Origin of the sequence: Cupriavidus sp. KK10 (genome assembly GCF_018223725.1) — a bacterium.
GTDB lineage: Bacteria > Pseudomonadota > Gammaproteobacteria > Burkholderiales > Burkholderiaceae > Cupriavidus > Cupriavidus necator.
In genome coordinates, this window is sequence record NZ_CP073677.1 from 3,952,273 (window position 1) to 3,970,746 (window position 18,474).

Sequence of the window (18,474 nt, forward strand, 5' to 3'; positions counted from 1 at the left end):
ACCACCGAGACCCCACTTCGGTGGGGTCTATCGAGTACAATCATGGAGGCGAGTGACCGCTTACGCGATCAGGTAGGCGGAGTGCGGGTCCGGCCGGATGGCAGTGCGCAGCTTGCGCACGCTGGCTTCCAGTTCGGCATGGGCGGCATCGAGCCAGGCGACGCGATGGCGCACCGGGTCCTTGGCCGACAGATCGCTGGCGGCGATCTCGCGCAGGAAGTAGCGCACCATGCTGCCGGCGCGCGCCGGCACTGGCATCATCCCCAGCAGTTGAGACTTCGCCAGCAGCCGGCGGCTGACTGCATGCCGCAGTCCTGCCCAGGCGGTACGGCCCAGCGCGATGTACAGCGCATCCGTGCGCATCTGCCGCACGGCGCCCAGGAACTGCGCTTCGAATACCTCGCGCAGCATCGGTGTCTCCAGCAGTTCTTCCAGTGGCCCGTCGAACGCCAGACCGCGCCGCGTGGTGGCATGCGGCAGCAAGGCAAGCGGTTGCAGGCGCTCGAACCCGTCATTCCACAATGCCGCGGCGTGCGGCAGGCCGACCAGTTCGGGCACCCGGAAGTGGTCGAGCATGCGGATCAGGTTGGGCCGCACCAGCTTGCCGCCCAGCTCGACGCGCCGCTTGTTCTCGCGCTGAATCACGCGGCCGGGTGCATGGGCGCGCATCAGTTCCTCGGTGACGGCGGCGGCCAGCCGCACATGGGCGTGGCCGGGCGTGGTGCTGACCAGCACCAGGGGTGCCTGGGTGTTCAGGTATTCGCAGGGCACGTAGTGCATGGCGTAGGTGCTGTCCTGTGCCACCACAACCGGTTTGGCGATCACGCCGACTGCGCCCGCAAGCCGAACCTGCGCGCAATACGCTTCGATGAAGTTGGTCAAGGAATCCCCCCGCTCGCTTCGATGTATCGGCGCTTTCTATTGGCGCCTTCTACTTGTTCTGCTTTCCGTTCATGGTAAGCCTGCGGTGCAGGGCAGATAAAGCGCGCGGCGCCGGTTTGACCGGAATCCGACGAAACCTTGGTGGGCCAGCCAACATACCGGAGCAGGATGCCCCTCGAACGGGTGGGGCACGCGCGTGGTTCACGGCAGGTACGGTATCGCACCGCGTGCGTCAGGACGATGACATCAGACGGGAGGGAATCAGCCGGAACGGGACGGCCGCGGGCGGCGGATCGCCGGAAAGAAAAGACCGGACACGTGCGTGTCCGGTGAACCCATTTGCTGACTCAGGTAGTGTCACAGCCCGAGAGCTACAAATGATAACGATTATCATTTGAGCTGACAATAGCAAAGGGCGCGATCTTGCCGGTGGGGTCAGGCAATCGAAGTCTGGATGGAAAACTGTCCCGACAAGGTTTTGTGCACCGGGCAGCGGTTCGCCACGCGGAGTAGGTCATCCAGGATCTGGGGCGTGAGCTCACCGCTGACCTTGACCTCGCGGTTCATGGTGTAGGTCCCGTTGGCCTCTTCATGAGCGACCGATACATGGACTCCGGTGATCGCGTAGCCCTTGCGTTTGGCGTACAGCTGCAAAGTCAGCGTGGTGCAGGCGGCCAGGGCCGAATCCAGCAGGTCATGCGGGTTCGGGTATTGGGTGTCGCCGCCGGCAGATGCATCCAGGTCGGCCCGCCACTCGGCAGTCCCGTTGGTCAGGTGGCAGATGCTGTTGCCCTGGCTTGGTTGCCAGGTCGCTTGGATAGTCATCAAACGTCCCCATCTATAAGAGAGCGGCCCGGTGGGCCGGAACAGCCATTCTATAAGCAGCGCCGGGCGAGGGCTGAAGTGGCTTGAAATGCCTTTTTTGGGCGAGTTGGCTTTTTTTCAAAGAACCTCTTGCCAACCCCGCTGCGGTCACTTAATATTCGCCCCCTCGCAACACAACGCAGCGCTGCAAAGCAGACGCAGCAAGGGTTTGCGGGGTCGACCGGGTAGGTTGGCGCAGCGAAGTTAGCGCGCCGGCCGCAGCGAAAAAAGTTGCTGAAACGGTTGACGAAACGAAGAAAGCTCTGCATAATCTCGTTTCTCTGCTGCAGACAACGCAGCAGCGCTGAACGGCAAAGCCGGCAGCGAAGTTCTTTAACAACCAAACAACCGATAAGTGTGGGCGCTGGGTAGCGGACGCCGCTGTCTTCGGACAGTGTTGCTTCACAAGTTATACAGTGCTCGCACAGCAAAACGTGACTGGGTCTTCGGATCTGGTCAGTCAGTTTTCTGAGAGTGAGCGACCGCTCGAAAGAGCGAGGGAGCCGCGAGGCTTCCACACAGAGATTGAACTGAAGAGTTTGATCCTGGCTCAGATTGAACGCTGGCGGCATGCCTTACACATGCAAGTCGAACGGCAGCACGGGCTTCGGCCTGGTGGCGAGTGGCGAACGGGTGAGTAATACATCGGAACGTGCCCTGTAGTGGGGGATAACTAGTCGAAAGATTAGCTAATACCGCATACGACCTGAGGGTGAAAGCGGGGGACCGCAAGGCCTCGCGCTACAGGAGCGGCCGATGTCTGATTAGCTAGTTGGTGGGGTAAAAGCCTACCAAGGCGACGATCAGTAGCTGGTCTGAGAGGACGATCAGCCACACTGGGACTGAGACACGGCCCAGACTCCTACGGGAGGCAGCAGTGGGGAATTTTGGACAATGGGGGCAACCCTGATCCAGCAATGCCGCGTGTGTGAAGAAGGCCTTCGGGTTGTAAAGCACTTTTGTCCGGAAAGAAATGGCTCTGGTTAATACCCGGGGTCGATGACGGTACCGGAAGAATAAGCACCGGCTAACTACGTGCCAGCAGCCGCGGTAATACGTAGGGTGCGAGCGTTAATCGGAATTACTGGGCGTAAAGCGTGCGCAGGCGGTTTTGTAAGACAGGCGTGAAATCCCCGAGCTCAACTTGGGAATGGCGCTTGTGACTGCAAGGCTAGAGTATGTCAGAGGGGGGTAGAATTCCACGTGTAGCAGTGAAATGCGTAGAGATGTGGAGGAATACCGATGGCGAAGGCAGCCCCCTGGGACGTCACTGACGCTCATGCACGAAAGCGTGGGGAGCAAACAGGATTAGATACCCTGGTAGTCCACGCCCTAAACGATGTCAACTAGTTGTTGGGGATTCATTTCTTCAGTAACGTAGCTAACGCGTGAAGTTGACCGCCTGGGGAGTACGGTCGCAAGATTAAAACTCAAAGGAATTGACGGGGACCCGCACAAGCGGTGGATGATGTGGATTAATTCGATGCAACGCGAAAAACCTTACCTACCCTTGACATGCCACTAACGAAGCAGAGATGCATTAGGTGCCCGAAAGGGAAAGTGGACACAGGTGCTGCATGGCTGTCGTCAGCTCGTGTCGTGAGATGTTGGGTTAAGTCCCGCAACGAGCGCAACCCTTGTCTCTAGTTGCTACGAAAGGGCACTCTAGAGAGACTGCCGGTGACAAACCGGAGGAAGGTGGGGATGACGTCAAGTCCTCATGGCCCTTATGGGTAGGGCTTCACACGTCATACAATGGTGCGTACAGAGGGTTGCCAACCCGCGAGGGGGAGCTAATCCCAGAAAACGCATCGTAGTCCGGATCGTAGTCTGCAACTCGACTACGTGAAGCTGGAATCGCTAGTAATCGCGGATCAGCATGCCGCGGTGAATACGTTCCCGGGTCTTGTACACACCGCCCGTCACACCATGGGAGTGGGTTTTGCCAGAAGTAGTTAGCCTAACCGCAAGGAGGGCGATTACCACGGCAGGGTTCATGACTGGGGTGAAGTCGTAACAAGGTAGCCGTATCGGAAGGTGCGGCTGGATCACCTCCTTTCTAGAGGCTTGTGTCTCAAGCCTAGCGTTCACACTTATCGGTTTGTTTGCTGTTACAGCCAAGGGTCTGTAGCTCAGGTGGTTAGAGCACCGTCTTGATAAGGCGGGGGTCGTAGGTTCAAGTCCTACCAGACCCACCAAGTTATCCGAAGGGGGATTAGCTCAGCTGGGAGAGCACCTGCTTTGCAAGCAGGGGGTCGTCGGTTCGATCCCGTCATCCTCCACCACTACCTGGTACCTTGGATTGGTTGTCAAATGAAAGCGCTTCGCGACGCTGAGTTGCGAGTGTTTCCATTTGGCATTGCCAAGCGATCGAATGATCGGCTGTTCTTTAAAAATATGGGATGTAGTAAAGGTGTCGCGAAGCGTTGATGAGACGCTGCAGTACAAAACGCGATACCGGGTTGTGATTGTATCAACCAAAATGTATTTAAGTGATCGAAAGATGACTTGGAATACGGCACAAATGCGAGAACTCATCCTGTAGCGACTGTTTCGAGCAATCGAGACACACTCGTTATAGGGTCAAGCGAACAAGTGCATGTGGTGGATGCCTTGGCGATCACAGGCGATGAAGGACGCGGTAGCCTGCGAAAAGCTTCGGGGAGCTGGCAAACAAGCTTTGATCCGGAGATGTCCGAATGGGGAAACCCGGCCCGTATGGGTCATCCCTGACTGAATACATAGGTCAGGGAAGCGAACGCGGCGAACTGAAACATCTAAGTAGCTGCAGGAACAGAAATCAACCGAGATTCCCAAAGTAGTGGCGAACGAAATGGGAAGAGCCTTGTACTCTTTAGCAGCATTGTTAGCAGAACGGGATGGAAAGCCCGGCCATAGCAGGTGATAGCCCTGTATGCGAAAACAGCGTTGTGGAACTAGGTGTACGACAAGTAGGGCGGGACACGTGAAATCCTGTCTGAAGATGGGGGGACCATCCTCCAAGGCTAAATACTCGTGATCGACCGATAGTGAACCAGTACCGTGAGGGAAAGGCGAAAAGAACCCCGGGAGGGGAGTGAAATAGATCCTGAAACCGCATGCATACAAACAGTCGGAGCCTCGTAAGGGGTGACGGCGTACCTTTTGTATAATGGGTCAGCGACTTACATTCAGTGGCAAGCTTAACCGATTAGGGAAGGCGTAGCGAAAGCGAGTCCGAACAGGGCGTTGAGTCGCTGGGTGTAGACCCGAAACCAGATGATCTATCCATGGCCAGGTTGAAGGTGCGGTAACACGTACTGGAGGACCGAACCCACTAACGTTGAAAAGTTAGGGGATGAGCTGTGGATAGGGGTGAAAGGCTAAACAAATCTGGAAATAGCTGGTTCTCTCCGAAAACTATTTAGGTAGTGCCTCGTGTCTCACCTTCGGGGGTAGAGCACTGTCATGGTTGGGGGGTCTATTGCTGATTACCCCGCCATAGCAAACTCCGAATACCGAAGAGTGCAATCACGGGAGACAGACATCGGGTGCTAACGTCCGGTGTCAAGAGGGAAACAACCCAGACCGCCAGCTAAGGTCCCCAAATATAGCTAAGTGGGAAACGAAGTGGGAAGGCTAAAACAGTCAGGAGGTTGGCTTAGAAGCAGCCACCCTTTAAAGAAAGCGTAATAGCTCACTGATCGAGTCGTCCTGCGCGGAAGATGTAACGGGGCTAAGCTATATACCGAAGCTGCGGACGCACAGTAATGTGCGTGGTAGGAGAGCGTTCCGTAAGCCTGTGAAGGTGTCTTGTAAAGGATGCTGGAGGTATCGGAAGTGCGAATGCTGACATGAGTAGCGATAAAGGGGGTGAAAGGCCCCCTCGCCGTAAGCCCAAGGTTTCCTACGCAACGTTCATCGGCGTAGGGTGAGTCGGCCCCTAAGGCGAGGCAGAGATGCGTAGCTGATGGGAAGCAGGTTAATATTCCTGCACCGTCGTATGATGCGATGGGGGGACGGATCGCGGAAGGTTGTCCGGGTGTTGGAAGTCCCGGTCCCTGCATTGGAGAAGGCGCTCAGGCAAATCCGGGCGCGGAATTCAAGGATGTGGGGCGAGCGGCCTAGTGCTGCGAAGCAATTGGAAGTGGTTCCAAGAAAAGCCTCTAAGCTTCAGTCATACGAGACCGTACCGCAAACCGACACAGGTGGGCGAGATGAGTATTCTAAGGCGCTTGAGAGAACTCGGGAGAAGGAACTCGGCAAATTGGTACCGTAACTTCGGGATAAGGTACGCCCTGGTAGCTTGACTGGCCTGCGCCAGAAGGGTGAAGGGGTTGCAATAAAATGGTGGCTGCGACTGTTTAATAAAAACACAGCACTCTGCAAACACGAAAGTGGACGTATAGGGTGTGACGCCTGCCCGGTGCCGGAAGATTAAATGATGGGGTGCAAGCTCTTGATTGAAGTCCCGGTAAACGGCGGCCGTAACTATAACGGTCCTAAGGTAGCGAAATTCCTTGTCGGGTAAGTTCCGACCTGCACGAATGGCGTAACGATGGCCACACTGTCTCCTCCCGAGACTCAGCGAAGTTGAAGTGTTTGTGATGATGCAATCTCCCCGCGGCTAGACGGAAAGACCCCATGAACCTTTACTGTAGCTTTGCATTGGACTTTGAACCGATCTGTGTAGGATAGGTGGGAGGCTTTGAAGCGTGGACGCTAGTTCACGTGGAGCCGTCCTTGAAATACCACCCTGGTTTGTTTGAGGTTCTAACCTTGACCCGTGAATCCGGGTCGGGGACAGTGCATGGTAGGCAGTTTGACTGGGGCGGTCTCCTCCCAAAGTGTAACGGAGGAGTTCGAAGGTACGCTTGGTACGGTCGGACATCGTACCTAAAGTGCAATGGCAAAAGCGTGCTTAACTGCGAGACCGACAAGTCGAGCAGGTGCGAAAGCAGGACATAGTGATCCGGTGGTTCTGAATGGAAGGGCCATCGCTCAACGGATAAAAGGTACTCTGGGGATAACAGGCTGATACCGCCCAAGAGTTCATATCGACGGCGGTGTTTGGCACCTCGATGTCGGCTCATCTCATCCTGGGGCTGTAGCCGGTCCCAAGGGTATGGCTGTTCGCCATTTAAAGAGGTACGTGAGCTGGGTTTAAAACGTCGTGAGACAGTTTGGTCCCTATCTGCCGTGGGCGTTGGAATCTTGACGGGGGCTGCTCCTAGTACGAGAGGACCGGAGTGGACGTACCGCTGGTGTACCTGTTGTCTCGCCAGAGGCATCGCAGGGTAGCTATGTACGGAAGAGATAACCGCTGAAAGCATCTAAGCGGGAAACTCGCCTGAAGATGAGGATTCCCTGGAGGCTTGACCTCCTTGAAGGGTCGTTCGAGACCAGGACGTTGATAGGCTGGGTGTGGAAGCGCAGTAATGCGTTAAGCTAACCAGTACTAATTGCCCGTAAGGCTTGATCCTATAACCAGTGTGTTTTGCCTGGTGTGTGATCGCGACTGTGCCGAAACAGTTGACACAAGACACACAACCCCAACTACATCCCTATTCGCAGCGTTGACCTCAACCTCAGCGCTGCAACCCCTTATGCCTGGTGACCATAGCGAGCTGGAACCACCCCTTCCCATCCCGAACAGGTCCGTGAAACAGCTCCGCGCCGATGATAGTGCGGATACCCGTGTGAAAGTAGGTCATCGCCAGGCTCTTATTCCGCAGAACCCCCAGCCCCAAAAGGCTGGGGGTTTTTGCTTTGGCGCGGCGAAAATGCAATGACTCGCCGCCGCCGCACCGGCGTAATACCATTACCGCTGAAATCCCTCGCTGAATCCCCCATTACCATCCATGTCGGCTGACAGCGCCTGGTATCTCTATCTGCTCGAATGCACCGGTGATTCCATCTACACCGGAATCACGACCGATGTTGCCCGCCGCTTCGCCGAGCATCTGTCCGGAAAAGGCGCCAAATACACGCGATCGCGCAAGCCCATACGCGTCCTGGGCCAGTTGCGCTTCGAGACGAAGTCCGAAGCGTTGAAGGCGGAAATCGAGATCAAGCGCTTGAGTTCGACGCAGAAGCGCGCATTTTGCGCCCAATTGCCGGCAGCCGAGCCGGCTCAGTAGACGGCAGGGCGATCAAACAAAAAGGCCGGTATCGCCTTCGCGATACCGGCCTTTTCCATGCCTGCAGGATCAGACCACAGTCAGCGTCACATCGATATTGCCGCGCGTTGCGTTCGAGTACGGGCACACCTGGTGCGCCTGTTCGACCAGCTTTTCGGCAGCCTCGCGCTCGAAGCCCGGCAGCGAGATCTTCAGTTCGACCTGGATGCCGAAGCCTTGCGGGATCGGGCCGATGCCGACGGCGCCCTCGATGGTGGCATCGGCGGGCACGGCGATCTTCTGCTGGCCGGCAACGTAGCGCATGGCGCCCAGGAAACAAGCCGAATAGCCGGCAGCAAAGAGCTGTTCCGGATTCAGGCCGTTACCGGCGCCACCCATTTCCTTGGGCACGGCCAGTTTGGCGTCGAGCTGGCCATCGGACGTGGTGGCACGGCCGTCACGGCCGCCGGTGGCGGTGGCATGGGCGGTATAAACGACTTTTTCGAGTTTCATCTAAGGCTCCGGTTTGTTGCCCGAGAGGGCGTATCAATGCTTGCCGTCAGTCCGGCAGGCTGGAATCGGTCCGCGCTTGTTCAAGCGACGACCGCAGTGCATGCAGGCGCTGCGTCAGGGCCTGGATCTCTTCGACCGGGCACTGCGTGGCGCACAACATCTGTTCAGGAATATGCTCGGCACGCTGGCGCAACGCACGGCCGGAGTCGGTCAGGCTGACCAGCACCCGCCGTTCGTCGGCTGCGTCACGTGTGCGCGTGACCAGCCGCGCCGTTTCCAGCCGCTTCAACAGCGGCGTCAGCGTCCCCGAGTCCAGTGCCAGCCGGGCGCCGAGTTCTGAGACCGTCAGCGTTTCCGTCTCCCACAACACCAGCATCACCAAATATTGCGGATAAGTAAGTCCAAGCTCACTTAAGAGCGGCTTGTACAACTTGGTCATGGCCAGTGAGCTCGAATACAGCGCAAAGCACAGTTGGCGATCCAGCAGCAGCCAGTTTGGGGAGGGGTCGTTGTCGCGTTCCATGGCGATATATTAAACACAATTAAATTGTGCGCAATGTAAATTTACACTTTTCCAAAATGTGCTCGATACGCCCGTGCATGGCCAGTGCTGAACCTTAAGTCTGTTTTAAGTCTGGGTCGCTAGCATGACCGTGTCGCGTCGCAAAGTGTCGACGCCTGATGCACAAGGAAAGGAACCACACATGATGCGCCAGACCATTGCTCGCACGGCCGTTGGTATCGCGGCCCTTGCCGCCCTTGGCGGCGGCTATGCCTATCTGCAGAAGGAAGTCATCACGCCGGGGTACGCGGCACCTGCGCCAGCCGTCGCGCCTGCGCAGCCGGCGGCCGCCGTGGCCACGCCGACGGATTTCTCCGGCATCGTGGCACAGTACGGGCCTGCCGTGGTCAATATCAGCGTCACCGCGCGCGCCCAGCGCACCGCGGCGCAGATGCCGCCGGGCATCGATCCGGACGATCCGCTGTTCCAGTTCTTCAAGCGTTTCGGGCCTCAGTTCCAGGGTCCGCAGGGCGGCCAGCAGCAACTGGTGCGCGGACTGGGCTCGGGCTTTATCGTGAGCCCGGACGGGCTGATCCTGACCAATGCGCACGTCGTCGACGGCGCGCAGGAGGTCACCGTCAAGCTGACCGACCGCCGCGAGTTCAAGGCCAAGGTGCTCGGCAGTGATCCGCAGACCGATGTGGCCGTGATCCGCATCGACGCCAGGAACCTGCCGACCGTGCGCCTGGGCGATCCTTCGCGGGTGCGCGTGGGCGAGCCGGTGCTGGCGATCGGTTCTCCATATGGCTTCGAGAATACCGTGACCGCGGGCATCGTCAGCGCCAAGTCGCGCTCGCTGCCGGACGATACCTATGTGCCGTTCATCCAGACCGATGTTGCCGTCAATCCCGGCAACTCGGGCGGGCCGCTGTTCAACCAGCGCGGCGAGGTGGTCGGCATCAACGCGCAGATCTACAGCCAGACCGGCGGTTACCAGGGCCTGTCGTTTGCGATCCCGATCGACGTGGCCACTAAGGTGCAGCAGCAGCTGGTGGCGCATGGCAAGGTCACGCGCGGGCGCCTCGGCATCAGCGTGCAGGAGGTGAACCAGGCGCTGGCGCAATCGTTCGGGCTGCCCAAGCCTACCGGTGCGCTGGTCAACTCGGTCGAGCCCGACAGCCCGGCCGCGCGCGCTGGCCTGAAGCCCGGCGACGTCATCGTGCAGCTGGACAATGACGTGATCGACCATTCGGGCGACCTGCCCGAGCACGTGGCCGATATCAAGCCGGGCACGCAGACCTCGCTGAAGATCATCCGCAAGGGCCAGCCGATGACGCTGTCGGTGACGGTGGGCACGGCCAAGGACCGGGCCGTCGCACAGAAGGGCGGCGGCAGCGAGGCCGGTGGCCGGCTGGGGCTGGCGGTGCGCCCGCTTACGCCCGCGGAGAAGCGTGACAGCGGCATCGACGGCGGCCTGGTGGTCGAGGACGTGGCCGGTCCCGCCGCGCGCGTCGGCATCCAGCCGGGCGACGTGATCCTGTCGCTCAACGGCACGCCCATCAGCTCGGCCGAGCAGCTCAGGTCGCTGGTATCGAAATCGGGCAAGCAGGTGGCACTGCTGGTGCAGCGCGACGATGCGCGCATCTTCATTCCGCTCGACCTGGGCTGATTGCCGCGGGCACGCCAGACTGCCCGCAAGCCGTTAACTGGCAAGGCTTTGCTGCCCGCGCGGGACGTATACCCCGACGTATACCGACACGTATACGAAGAGGGTATACGGCCCGCTAAGCCTTGCCGGAGGCGGGATTCAGCGCAACGAACTGCTTACAGAAAGCGCGCCAGCAGGTATTATCTCGACTGCGATGCACGAAGCATGCGGCGGCAGCCCCCGCCGACCCTGGTTCTGCTGAATCGACAAAGAGGAAGTCTATGCAGTTGGATTTCACCCGCGCCATCACGCCGGGTACCGATAGAGCGCGGCGACTGACGTCCACGACGTCCACCGCCGGCTCCGCGCCGAAGCCCCGGCGGCGCAAGAAGGTTGTCGCCCCCCACTGGGAGCGCGGCTACCGCTCACACTTCTACCGCAACGAACGCGGCGACAAGCTTGGCGAAGTGCGCCTGTCGGAGCGCGGCGACATCCCCGTGGTCTACCACTGGGCCGCCGGCAATTACTCTGGCGCAGAAGGCTCGCTGGCCCACGCCCGTGCGCGCGTGGAAGAGACCATCGGTTTCGGCATGCGCCAGCTGTCGCTGTTCTGAGCAGGTACTTCGCCGGTGCCGCATCCGCCGGCACTGCGACCCGTCCGCGCCATCGCCTCGTGCGCGGTGCCTTCGCTTCTCCCCGAATTCCGCGTCTGTCCCGCAGTAGTTCCAGTCGTCGCACGGCTTGCGCATAGCCGCTCGCGCGGGCTTCAGGCCAGCCGCCGCTGCAGCAGCATGTACGCCGCCGCACCCAGCGCCAGCACCGCAATCAGCCGATAGATATCCTCGCAGGCAATCAGCCTGGCCTGCTGCTCGATCAGCCCGTTTAGTTGTGCGAGCGCGCCCAGGTGGGCCTGCGCCGCATCGAAGCCGCGCGCGGCCAATGCTGCCTGCATGGCAGCCATCCAGTGTTCGGTCTCGGCGGGGCGCTGGCCCACCGCGTGCAGCAGGCTGTCGTGCACCGCGAACTGGCGGTTCTGCAGCAGCACCGCACCCAGCGCCGAGGCAAACGAGCTGGCGACCTGCCGCATCAGGTTCTTGCTGCGGTAGCCATGGGCGAATTCATCGGGACTCAGCGCCCGGAACGTCAGCCCGGCAATGGGGATGATCACCAGCACGCCGAACAGCCCCTTGCCGACCAGCCCCCATGCCAGCGCCGGCGGGCCGGCGTCGGGCGGCATCTGCGAGAACCACCATGCCGTGGCGGCTATCAGCACCAGGCCGGCGACCATCAGCGGCTTCTTGCGCGTCAGGCGCGGCGCCACCTGCAGGTAGACGAAGATGCCGGCCAGGCTGACCAGCGCGGCAAAGGTGTTGAGCCAGCCGGTTGTGGCCAGCGGGATCTTCAGTGCCTGCTCGGCGTAGATCGGGAACAGGTAGCCGCTCAGGTTGCTGATCATGTAGTACACGAAGTACATCGCCAAGCCGGTCAGGTACACCGGGTGGCGCAGTGCGCGCAGGTGCAGCACCGGATCGCGGTGGTGCCACTGGTGCCACAGGAACACGGCCAGCAGCGCCAGGCCCGCGGCAGCCACCAGCGCGAGCCGCAGCGGGTGCGAGAACACGTCGAAGCGCGCCTCGGTCAGCGCCGTCTGCAAGGTCACGATGGCGGCGCCGAACAGCAGCAGCGGCCCGAGCGCGGGGCCGCTGGTATCGGCGCGCGGCTCCGCATCCGGCAGCAGCAGCCAGGCACCCAGCGTGGCCAGCGCGGCGAACGGCAGCACGCCGTAGAACACGTCCTGCCATACGCCATGGTCGATCAGCTCGGCGGCGAAGGCCGGACCCAGCGCCGACGCCGAGAAGATGCCGATCATGAAAATGCGGGTGGCGCGCGGGCGTGCCGTCGGCCCGAACAGCACGTTGACCAGGATGCGGCAGCTGGTGAACAGCGCGCCGCCGCCCACGCCCTGGATAAAGCGCGCCACCACCATCTGCGGCAGCGCATGGCTGGTCGCGGCCACGACCGTGCCCGCCATGAACAGCAGCAGCGCCCCCGTCAGGTAGTAGCGGTAGCCGAACCGGCGCGACAGCCATTGCTGCTTCAGGATCATCAGCATGCTGCCCACCGCGTAGGCCGCCTGCACCAGCGCAAAGCTGCGCGGGTCGGCGTCGAGGCCGCCGACGATATGGCTGGAGGCAAACACGAACATGATGTTCTCGAGGAACTCCACGCCGGTGGCCAGCGCCAGCAGCATCATCAGCAGGATCTGGCGCTGCCGGTGGCTCAGCCAGCGCAGCCACCGCATGCTGACGCGCAATCGCCACAGCGGCTGCCAGGGTGAGCCGGGATTCATGGCTGGAGCCCCTCCAGGGTCTGGTGCAATTGGGTCAGTGCACGCGTGGCGCTGGCCAGGCCGCCTGCGCCGAGCGGCGCCCAGGCCTCGCCGTAGGCGGCATGCACCGCCGGCGCGGCGCGCTCCAGCAGCCGGCGGCCGGCCGGGGTCAGGGTCAGCTCCAGGCTGCGCCGGTCGCTGGCCGACGCCCGCCGGCGCAGCAGCCCGCGCGCTTCCAGGCCGTCCAGCAGCCGCGTCATCTGCGTGCGCGTGGCGTCCAGCGTGGTGCCCAGCTCGGACGGCATGCTGGGCTGGTTGTCGTCGACGGCAAGCATGCTCAGGAGCAGGTACTGGCTCATGTCCAGTTCGAACGGGGCCAGCGCCTGGTCGATATGGCCGCGCAGCAGGCGCGCGGTGCGCAGCAGCAGCCTGGAGGCCAGGATCAGGTCGCGCGGGGCCTCGGGATGGCTGGCGCAGAAGCGGTCGATGCGTTGTTCGAAAGACATGGCGGGAGGCGTTGCGATCCACGCGAGCGGCGGATCGGTTGCATTCGATATAGTTACAGATGAAATTATATCAAACGAAGCTAATTCTGTCGGGGCGTGCCGGCCGATCTGGCTGGCGGGGGCCTAATGCCGCAACGCCGCGGCGATCTGGCGAATGCCTGCCCGCATCGCTGCCAGCGCCTGCGCATGGCGCGCGGCCGGCAGGTTGCCGTAGCGCAAGCCGACATAGGCGGCGCTGACGGCAGCGATTGCGTCGGCCGCGCGCGGCAGCCGTGCGCTGGCGCGCGCGGCGAAGTCTTGCGGTCCTTCGGCCTGGGCGCGCTCGCAGCCGTGGCGGGCCAGCAGGGCACAGAAGCGGGCATAGGCCGCATCGACCGGGTCTGCCGGCCCGCGGCGCCGCCACAGCGGCACCAGTGCCAGCAGGCACAGTGCGCCCAGCACGCCGGCCAGCAACTGCCCGGCGCCCACGCCGGCGCCGAGTGCCAGCAGCAGCCGCTGCTGCTGCGCATGGTCGTACTGCAGCACCCAGCGCTGCCAGGTGTAGACGACGCCTTCATAGGCCCAGCGCAGGTCCTTCAGCCATGCCGGTTGCTGCGACGGCCGCCAGTCGGCGGCTTCGCTGCCCACCACCGCATCCAGTCCCTGCTCGATGCGGCTCGGCGCGACGGCGCCTGTCGGGTCCACGCGCACCCAGCCGCGGCCGTCCAGCCAGACCTCGGCCCAGGCATGCGCATCGGACTGGCGCACCACGTAGTGGTTGCCGATGGGGTTGTACTCGCCACCCTGATACCCCGTGACCACGCGCGCGGGCACGCCGGCAGCGCGCATCAGGAAGACGAAGCTGCTGGCGTAGTGCTCGCAGAAGCCGCGCCGGGTGTCGAGCAAAAAGCTGTCGACCTGTTCGCTGCCCAGCGGCGGCGGGCTCAGCGTATAGGCGAAGGGCGCCGCCGCGAACAGCCGCAGTGCGGCCTGCACGCGCGCGGCGGGATCGGCATGGCGGTCGGCCCATTGGGCGGCCAGCGCGCGGGCGCGCGGATTGCCGTCGGGCAGGCTCAGGGCCAGCCGGCGCGTGGCGGCTGTCAGCGCTTCGGGCGCGGGGGACAGCGTGGAATGCGTGCGGTAGCGGATGCGCTGGTCCACCGGCCCGCGCACCATGAATTCGCCGTCGGGCGTGGCGGCGGCGTCCACGCCGGCGGACAGGGCCTGGCCGCGGTCCAGCGCGAACAGCCAGCGCTGCTGGCTGGGCTCGAGCGTGATGCTGATGTCGATGCCTTCCGTGTTGCCGGCGGCGGGCGCGGGCGCCAGTTGCTGCCGGCGCTGTCGCGACGGGTGCCAGGTGGTGCCGTCGTATTCCCACAGCACCAGCGCACGCCAGTACAGCGCTGCGGAGGGCAGCGGCGGGCCGGCGACCTCGGCACGCAGGGCGACTTCCGGCGAGCGGATCAGCTGCCCGACGCTGCCCGGCCGCATGGTGTCGCTGATGCCGGTGGTGCCGCGCGGCGCCGATTGCGGCAGTTGCCACAGCGGGTGCTCCAGCCGGGGGAACAGCACGAACAGCGCCAGCGCCCAGGGCAGGCCCAGCAGCGCCATGCGTCCCAGCAGCGGCCAGATCGCCAGCCGGCTGCGCGCCTCGGGGTGGTGCAGCAGCAGCCAGTTGCGCAGCACCCAGGCGCCGATTGCCAGGCTGTACAGCGCCAGCCAGAACGGCTGGTCGGACAGGTACAGCGTCAGCAGCAGGTAGAACGACAACTGCGTGACCAGCGTCGCGTCCGACAGCGCGCGGCATTCCAGCAGCTTGAGGATGACAAAGGCGCCCAGCAGCGCCACCGCGAGCTCGCGCCCCATGCCGCCGCCGTCCTGCCACACCAGCGCGCTGGCCACCAGCAGCACCATGACCGCCGTGATGCCGAGCATCCAGCGCGAGGGCAGCGGCGCCCGCCTCCGCCACAGCAGCCAGCGCCAGCCCAGCAGCAGCACCAGCAGCAGGCTGACCGCCACCGGCAGCGTGCGCGCCTGCGGCGCCAGCACCAGCGCCAGCTGGCCCAGCAGCAGTCCATGGTCGTCATGCTGCAGCGGTCGCGCGACGGGTTTCACACCCGGTCTCCGGCACGGCAGGCCGCGGGCCGTTGCGGCCATAACGCCAGCGCTTCTAGGCAGGCGCGCCGGTGGCTGGCGCCGCGCGCCGGCGGCAGTTCAACGCCGGGCAGGCGCAGGCCGATCTCGGCATCGTCACCGGCGGCCAGCAGCCACGCGCACAGGCGCGACAGCCGCGCTTCCGCTTCCATGCCGGCCGGGAGTGCGTGCCAGTCCAGCCAGCGCGCCGGCTGCTGCGGCGGATCGCCGGCGCGACTGAGCCAGCGGCCGGTGCGCGCGCTGTGCTTCCAGGCGATGCGGTGCAGCGGGTCGCCGCTGCGGTAGCGGCGCAGCTGGTCGATGCCGTCGTCGCTGCTTGCCGCGCTGGCGGTGGTGTGCACGGCGTCGCCACCGTCGGGCCGATATGCGGCAGGCGGTGGCGGGGCATCGGGCTCCGGGGCAGGATAGACCAGCGTCGACATGTCCAGGTCCGCATAGCTCCAGACCCGGAACAGCCCGAACGGAAAGCGGCTGGCGATTGCCACGCGCGGCAGCACCAGCCGGCCCCGGCGCGCTGTTGGCACGTACAGGGCGAGCATGCCGCTGGCGCTGCCCTCGAGCATCAGCATGGCGATTGCCACGTTTGGCAGCGTCGGCACGTGCGCCTCGATGCCGATGCGCGCGTCGGCATCGCGGTTGTCGATGCGCAGCTGGAACACGGCATCCTGCCCGGCATAGGCCGGCGCCGCCGGGCCCGCGGCCACGGCGAGGTCGAGCAGGTTGCGGTAGGCCAGCCACATGCAGGCCATGCCGATGCCGGCCAGCAGGAAGGTCAGCGCAAAGCCCAGGCTGATGTTGTAGTTCAGCGAAGTCAGCAGCATCGCCGCCAGCACGACCGCAAAGCCGAGGCCGCCGCGGGTGGGCAGGATATAGAGGTGGCGGCGATCCAGCAGCAGCGTGCCGCCGGTTTCGCCGGCCGGGCGCCGGCCCGCCGTGCGGCGCTGAGCCATGGCCGGCGCGCCGCGGAGCACGCTCTTGCGCGCCGCCATGGCCTTCAGGGAATGGCCACGCCGGCCTGCAGCGCGGCCAGCTCGCCGGCAACGGCCGCATGGCCGCCCGCGCCGGCGGGCAGCAGCCGGTGCGTGGCCACTGCGGTGAAGACCGCCTGCACATCTTCCGGCAGCACCATGTTGCGCTGCGCCAGCAGGGCCCAGGCGCGCGCGCAGGCCAGCAGCGCCAGCCCCGCGCGCGGCGACAGCCCCGCGGCAAAGCCGCCGTGGCTGCGCGTGGCCTGCACCAGCGCCAGCACGTAGTCCACCAGCGCCGGGCTGGCGTACACCTGTGCGGCAGCCTCCTGCAGCGCCAGCACCTGGCTGCCATCCATCACCGGAGGCAGCTCCGGCGCGCTGGCGCCGCCCAGGTACAGCACGCGCTCGAAGACGGGGTCGGGGTAGCCGAGCGACAGCCGCATGGTGAAGCGGTCCAGCTGCGATTCGGGCAAGGCATGCGTGCCGATCTGCTCCAGCGGATTCTGCGTGGCGATCACGAAAAACGGCGACGGCAGCGCGTGCGTGGTGCCGTCATGGGTCACCTGCCCCTCGGCCATGGCCTCGAGCAGCGCGCTCTGGGTCTTGGGCGGCGCGCGGTTGATTTCGTCGGCCAGCACCACCTGCGCGAACACCGGGCCGCGATGGAAGCGGAACTCGCCAGCGTCGCGGACAAAGACGGAAACCCCGATCAGGTCGGCCGGCAGCAGGTCGCTGGTGAACTGCACGCGCTGGTATTGCAGCCCAAGCGTGCGCGCCAGCGCATGGGCCAGCGTGGTCTTGCCGACGCCGGGCACGTCTTCCAGCAGCAGGTGGCCGCGTGCCAGCATGCAGGCCAGCGCCAGCCGCACCTGTTGCGGCTTGCCAAGAACGATGCGGCCCAGCTGGGCCTGGGCCTCGGACAGCGAAGCGACGATGCGTGGGCGAGCTGTCACGTTGGACCTCGGCGCAAAAGGTGGAAAAAGCGGGTGGATGCGGGGAATATCGGGTGAAGACCAGCGCATTGTAGCGGCGCGGGCGGCACGCGGCACCGTCTGTTTCCGTACGGAGACAGACGATGCCCCGGCGCTGTCTGCATGGTTATGGTGCAGCGCCTGCGCCAGATCGCGCAGGTTCTGGCATCATGAGCCTGTCGGGCCACCGCGGCCCTTCCCATTCCTCTTTCCGCTGCCTGTGCCGCGCCTGCTGCAATGACCTCGCTGGACCCCTGCGCCGACCTGCCTTCCTCCGTCCTGTCTGCCGATCCCGGCGCGCTGCCGCGCCTGGTGCAGGCCTTCCACGCCAACGGTTTCGTGATCCTGCGCGGCTTTGCCGATGAGCCGGCGTGCGCGGCGCTGGAGGCGGTGACGCGTGAGCACCTGGCGGCGGCGGTGCCGCCGGTGGAGTTCGAGGCCGACCTGGGCTATCCCGGCGCGCCGGCCGCGCGCGATGCCGCTGGCGGCGGCACGGTCAGGCGGCTGCGCCAGGCCTACGGGCGCGACGAGGTCTTCCGCCGCTGGGCCAGCGACCCGCAGCTGGTGGCGGTGGTGCAGGCGCTGCTGGGCGAGCCCGCCCGCATCACGCTGGCGCACCACAACTGCGTGATGACCAAGCATCCGCACTACGGCAGCCAGACCGGCTGGCACCGCGATACGCGCTACTGGTCGTTTGCCCGGCCGGAACTGGTGACAGTGTGGCTGGCGCTGGGCGACGAGGACGAGCGCAACGGCGTGCTGCGCGTCATCCCGGGTTCGCACCAGGCGAAGCTGGAGCCGGGCCAGCTGGACCCGGCCGAATTCCTGATCGAGGCCCACCCGGCCAGCCAGCCCCTGCTGGATGCCGCGCAGCCGCTGGCGCTGCACCGCGGCGACGTGCTCTTCTTCGACAGCCGGCTGTTCCATGCGGCTGGCCGCAATGCGTCCAACGCGGTCAAGCTGTCAGTGGCGTTTGCGTATTTCGGGGCCAGCAACCGGCCGCTGGACGGCACGCGCTCGGCCGAATTCGGCAGCGTGGAGCTGCCCGCAGCAGTCTGAT

Annotated in this window: 13 protein-coding genes, 2 tRNA genes and 3 rRNA genes; 9 read left to right on the forward strand and 9 right to left on the reverse strand. The window is 63.8% G+C overall.

Annotated features, from left to right (window positions below; genetic code table 11):
* Window positions 1–60 precede the first annotated feature (60 nt).
* Window positions 61–882 carry a hypothetical protein gene (locus KB879_RS18450; protein WP_211979536.1) on the reverse strand — a complete coding sequence of 274 codons (822 nt, stop codon included), beginning with the start codon at window positions 880–882 and terminating at the stop codon, window positions 61–63.
* Between the two features lie 435 nt (window positions 883–1,317).
* Window positions 1,318–1,707: an OsmC family protein gene (locus KB879_RS18455; protein ID WP_211979537.1), complete on the reverse strand. Its 390-nt coding sequence runs from the start codon at window positions 1,705–1,707 to the stop codon at window positions 1,318–1,320.
* 566 nt (window positions 1,708–2,273) lie between these two features.
* Here KB879_RS18455 and KB879_RS18460 point away from each other — a divergent pair.
* The 6 genes from KB879_RS18460 (at window position 2,274) to KB879_RS18485 (ending at window position 7,865) form a co-directional block, all read left to right on the forward strand.
* Window positions 2,274–3,805 (forward strand): 16S ribosomal RNA (locus tag KB879_RS18460).
* Between the two features lie 62 nt (window positions 3,806–3,867).
* Window positions 3,868–3,944, forward strand: a tRNA-Ile gene (locus tag KB879_RS18465).
* A gap of 11 nt (window positions 3,945–3,955) precedes the next feature.
* A tRNA-Ala gene (locus KB879_RS18470) sits at window positions 3,956–4,031 on the forward strand.
* A gap of 296 nt (window positions 4,032–4,327) precedes the next feature.
* Window positions 4,328–7,208: ribosomal RNA gene (locus KB879_RS18475) — 23S ribosomal RNA — on the forward strand.
* A gap of 126 nt (window positions 7,209–7,334) precedes the next feature.
* Window positions 7,335–7,447 (forward strand): 5S ribosomal RNA (rrf, locus tag KB879_RS18480).
* The 16S, 23S and 5S rRNA genes sit together here with 2 tRNA genes alongside, the layout of an rRNA operon.
* Window positions 7,448–7,586: 139 nt before the next feature.
* A complete protein-coding gene (locus tag KB879_RS18485) occupies window positions 7,587–7,865 on the forward strand; it encodes a GIY-YIG nuclease family protein (protein ID WP_013951856.1) in 279 nt (92 codons plus the stop codon).
* 69 nt (window positions 7,866–7,934) lie between these two features.
* On the opposite strand, the gene KB879_RS18490 is transcribed toward KB879_RS18485, so the two are convergent.
* Both KB879_RS18490 and KB879_RS18495 read right to left on the reverse strand, forming a co-directional pair.
* Entirely contained in the window at window positions 7,935–8,357 is a 423-nt protein-coding gene (locus KB879_RS18490; protein WP_013951857.1) for an organic hydroperoxide resistance protein, read from the reverse strand.
* A gap of 46 nt (window positions 8,358–8,403) precedes the next feature.
* Window positions 8,404–8,880 (reverse strand): MarR family winged helix-turn-helix transcriptional regulator, encoded by a 477-nt coding sequence (locus tag KB879_RS18495; RefSeq protein ID WP_013951858.1) that lies wholly within the window; start codon window positions 8,878–8,880, stop codon window positions 8,404–8,406.
* A gap of 181 nt (window positions 8,881–9,061) precedes the next feature.
* Between KB879_RS18495 and KB879_RS18500 the strand changes: the two genes are divergently transcribed.
* Window positions 9,062–10,528, forward strand: a complete 1,467-nt coding sequence (locus tag KB879_RS18500; RefSeq protein WP_211979538.1) for a DegQ family serine endoprotease — start codon at window positions 9,062–9,064, stop codon at window positions 10,526–10,528.
* Between the two features lie 260 nt (window positions 10,529–10,788).
* Window positions 10,789–11,121: a hypothetical protein gene (locus KB879_RS18505; RefSeq protein WP_010809792.1), complete on the forward strand. Its 333-nt coding sequence runs from the start codon at window positions 10,789–10,791 to the stop codon at window positions 11,119–11,121.
* A 152-nt stretch (window positions 11,122–11,273) separates the two neighbouring features.
* Here KB879_RS18505 and KB879_RS18510 read toward each other — a convergent pair whose 3' ends face one another.
* From KB879_RS18510 to KB879_RS18530, 5 genes are all read right to left on the reverse strand, one after another.
* Window positions 11,274–12,857, reverse strand: coding sequence for an MFS transporter (locus tag KB879_RS18510; RefSeq protein WP_211979539.1), 1,584 nt, complete (start codon window positions 12,855–12,857; stop codon window positions 11,274–11,276).
* A complete protein-coding gene (locus KB879_RS18515; RefSeq protein ID WP_013951861.1) occupies window positions 12,854–13,342 on the reverse strand; it encodes a MarR family winged helix-turn-helix transcriptional regulator in 489 nt (162 codons plus the stop codon). The genes KB879_RS18510 and KB879_RS18515 overlap by 4 nt, the downstream gene beginning before the upstream one ends.
* Window positions 13,343–13,465: 123 nt before the next feature.
* Window positions 13,466–15,436 carry a DUF3488 and DUF4129 domain-containing transglutaminase family protein gene (locus tag KB879_RS18520; protein WP_211979540.1) on the reverse strand — a complete coding sequence of 657 codons (1,971 nt, stop codon included), beginning with the start codon at window positions 15,434–15,436 and terminating at the stop codon, window positions 13,466–13,468.
* Window positions 15,433–16,464 (reverse strand): DUF58 domain-containing protein, encoded by a 1,032-nt coding sequence (locus KB879_RS18525; RefSeq protein WP_211979541.1) that lies wholly within the window; start codon window positions 16,462–16,464, stop codon window positions 15,433–15,435. The genes KB879_RS18520 and KB879_RS18525 overlap by 4 nt, the downstream gene beginning before the upstream one ends.
* Window positions 16,465–16,469: 5 nt before the next feature.
* Entirely contained in the window at window positions 16,470–17,396 is a 927-nt protein-coding gene (locus KB879_RS18530) for a MoxR family ATPase (RefSeq protein WP_013951864.1), read from the reverse strand.
* Between the two features lie 255 nt (window positions 17,397–17,651).
* On the opposite strand from KB879_RS18530, the gene KB879_RS18535 reads away from it, so the two are divergent.
* Window positions 17,652–18,473, forward strand: coding sequence for a phytanoyl-CoA dioxygenase family protein (locus KB879_RS18535; protein WP_211979542.1), 822 nt, complete (start codon window positions 17,652–17,654; stop codon window positions 18,471–18,473).
* The last annotated feature ends 1 nt before the right edge of the window (window position 18,474 follow it).

Coding starts and splice junctions, on each gene's coding strand:
- KB879_RS18455 (WP_211979537.1), bottom strand. CDS start 1,707: ATGACTATCCAAGCGACCTGGCAACCAAGCCAGGGCAACAGCATCTGC.
- KB879_RS18485 (WP_013951856.1), top strand. CDS start 7,587: ATGTCGGCTGACAGCGCCTGGTATCTCTATCTGCTCGAATGCACCGGT.
- KB879_RS18490 (WP_013951857.1), bottom strand. CDS start 8,357: ATGAAACTCGAAAAAGTCGTTTATACCGCCCATGCCACCGCCACCGGC.
- KB879_RS18495 (WP_013951858.1), bottom strand. CDS start 8,880: ATGGAACGCGACAACGACCCCTCCCCAAACTGGCTGCTGCTGGATCGC.
- KB879_RS18500 (WP_211979538.1), top strand. CDS start 9,062: ATGATGCGCCAGACCATTGCTCGCACGGCCGTTGGTATCGCGGCCCTT.
- KB879_RS18505 (WP_010809792.1), top strand. CDS start 10,789: ATGCAGTTGGATTTCACCCGCGCCATCACGCCGGGTACCGATAGAGCG.
- KB879_RS18510 (WP_211979539.1), bottom strand. CDS start 12,857: ATGAATCCCGGCTCACCCTGGCAGCCGCTGTGGCGATTGCGCGTCAGC.
- KB879_RS18515 (WP_013951861.1), bottom strand. CDS start 13,342: ATGTCTTTCGAACAACGCATCGACCGCTTCTGCGCCAGCCATCCCGAG.
- KB879_RS18525 (WP_211979541.1), bottom strand. CDS start 16,464: ATGGCGGCGCGCAAGAGCGTGCTCCGCGGCGCGCCGGCCATGGCTCAG.
- KB879_RS18535 (WP_211979542.1), top strand. CDS start 17,652: ATGACCTCGCTGGACCCCTGCGCCGACCTGCCTTCCTCCGTCCTGTCT.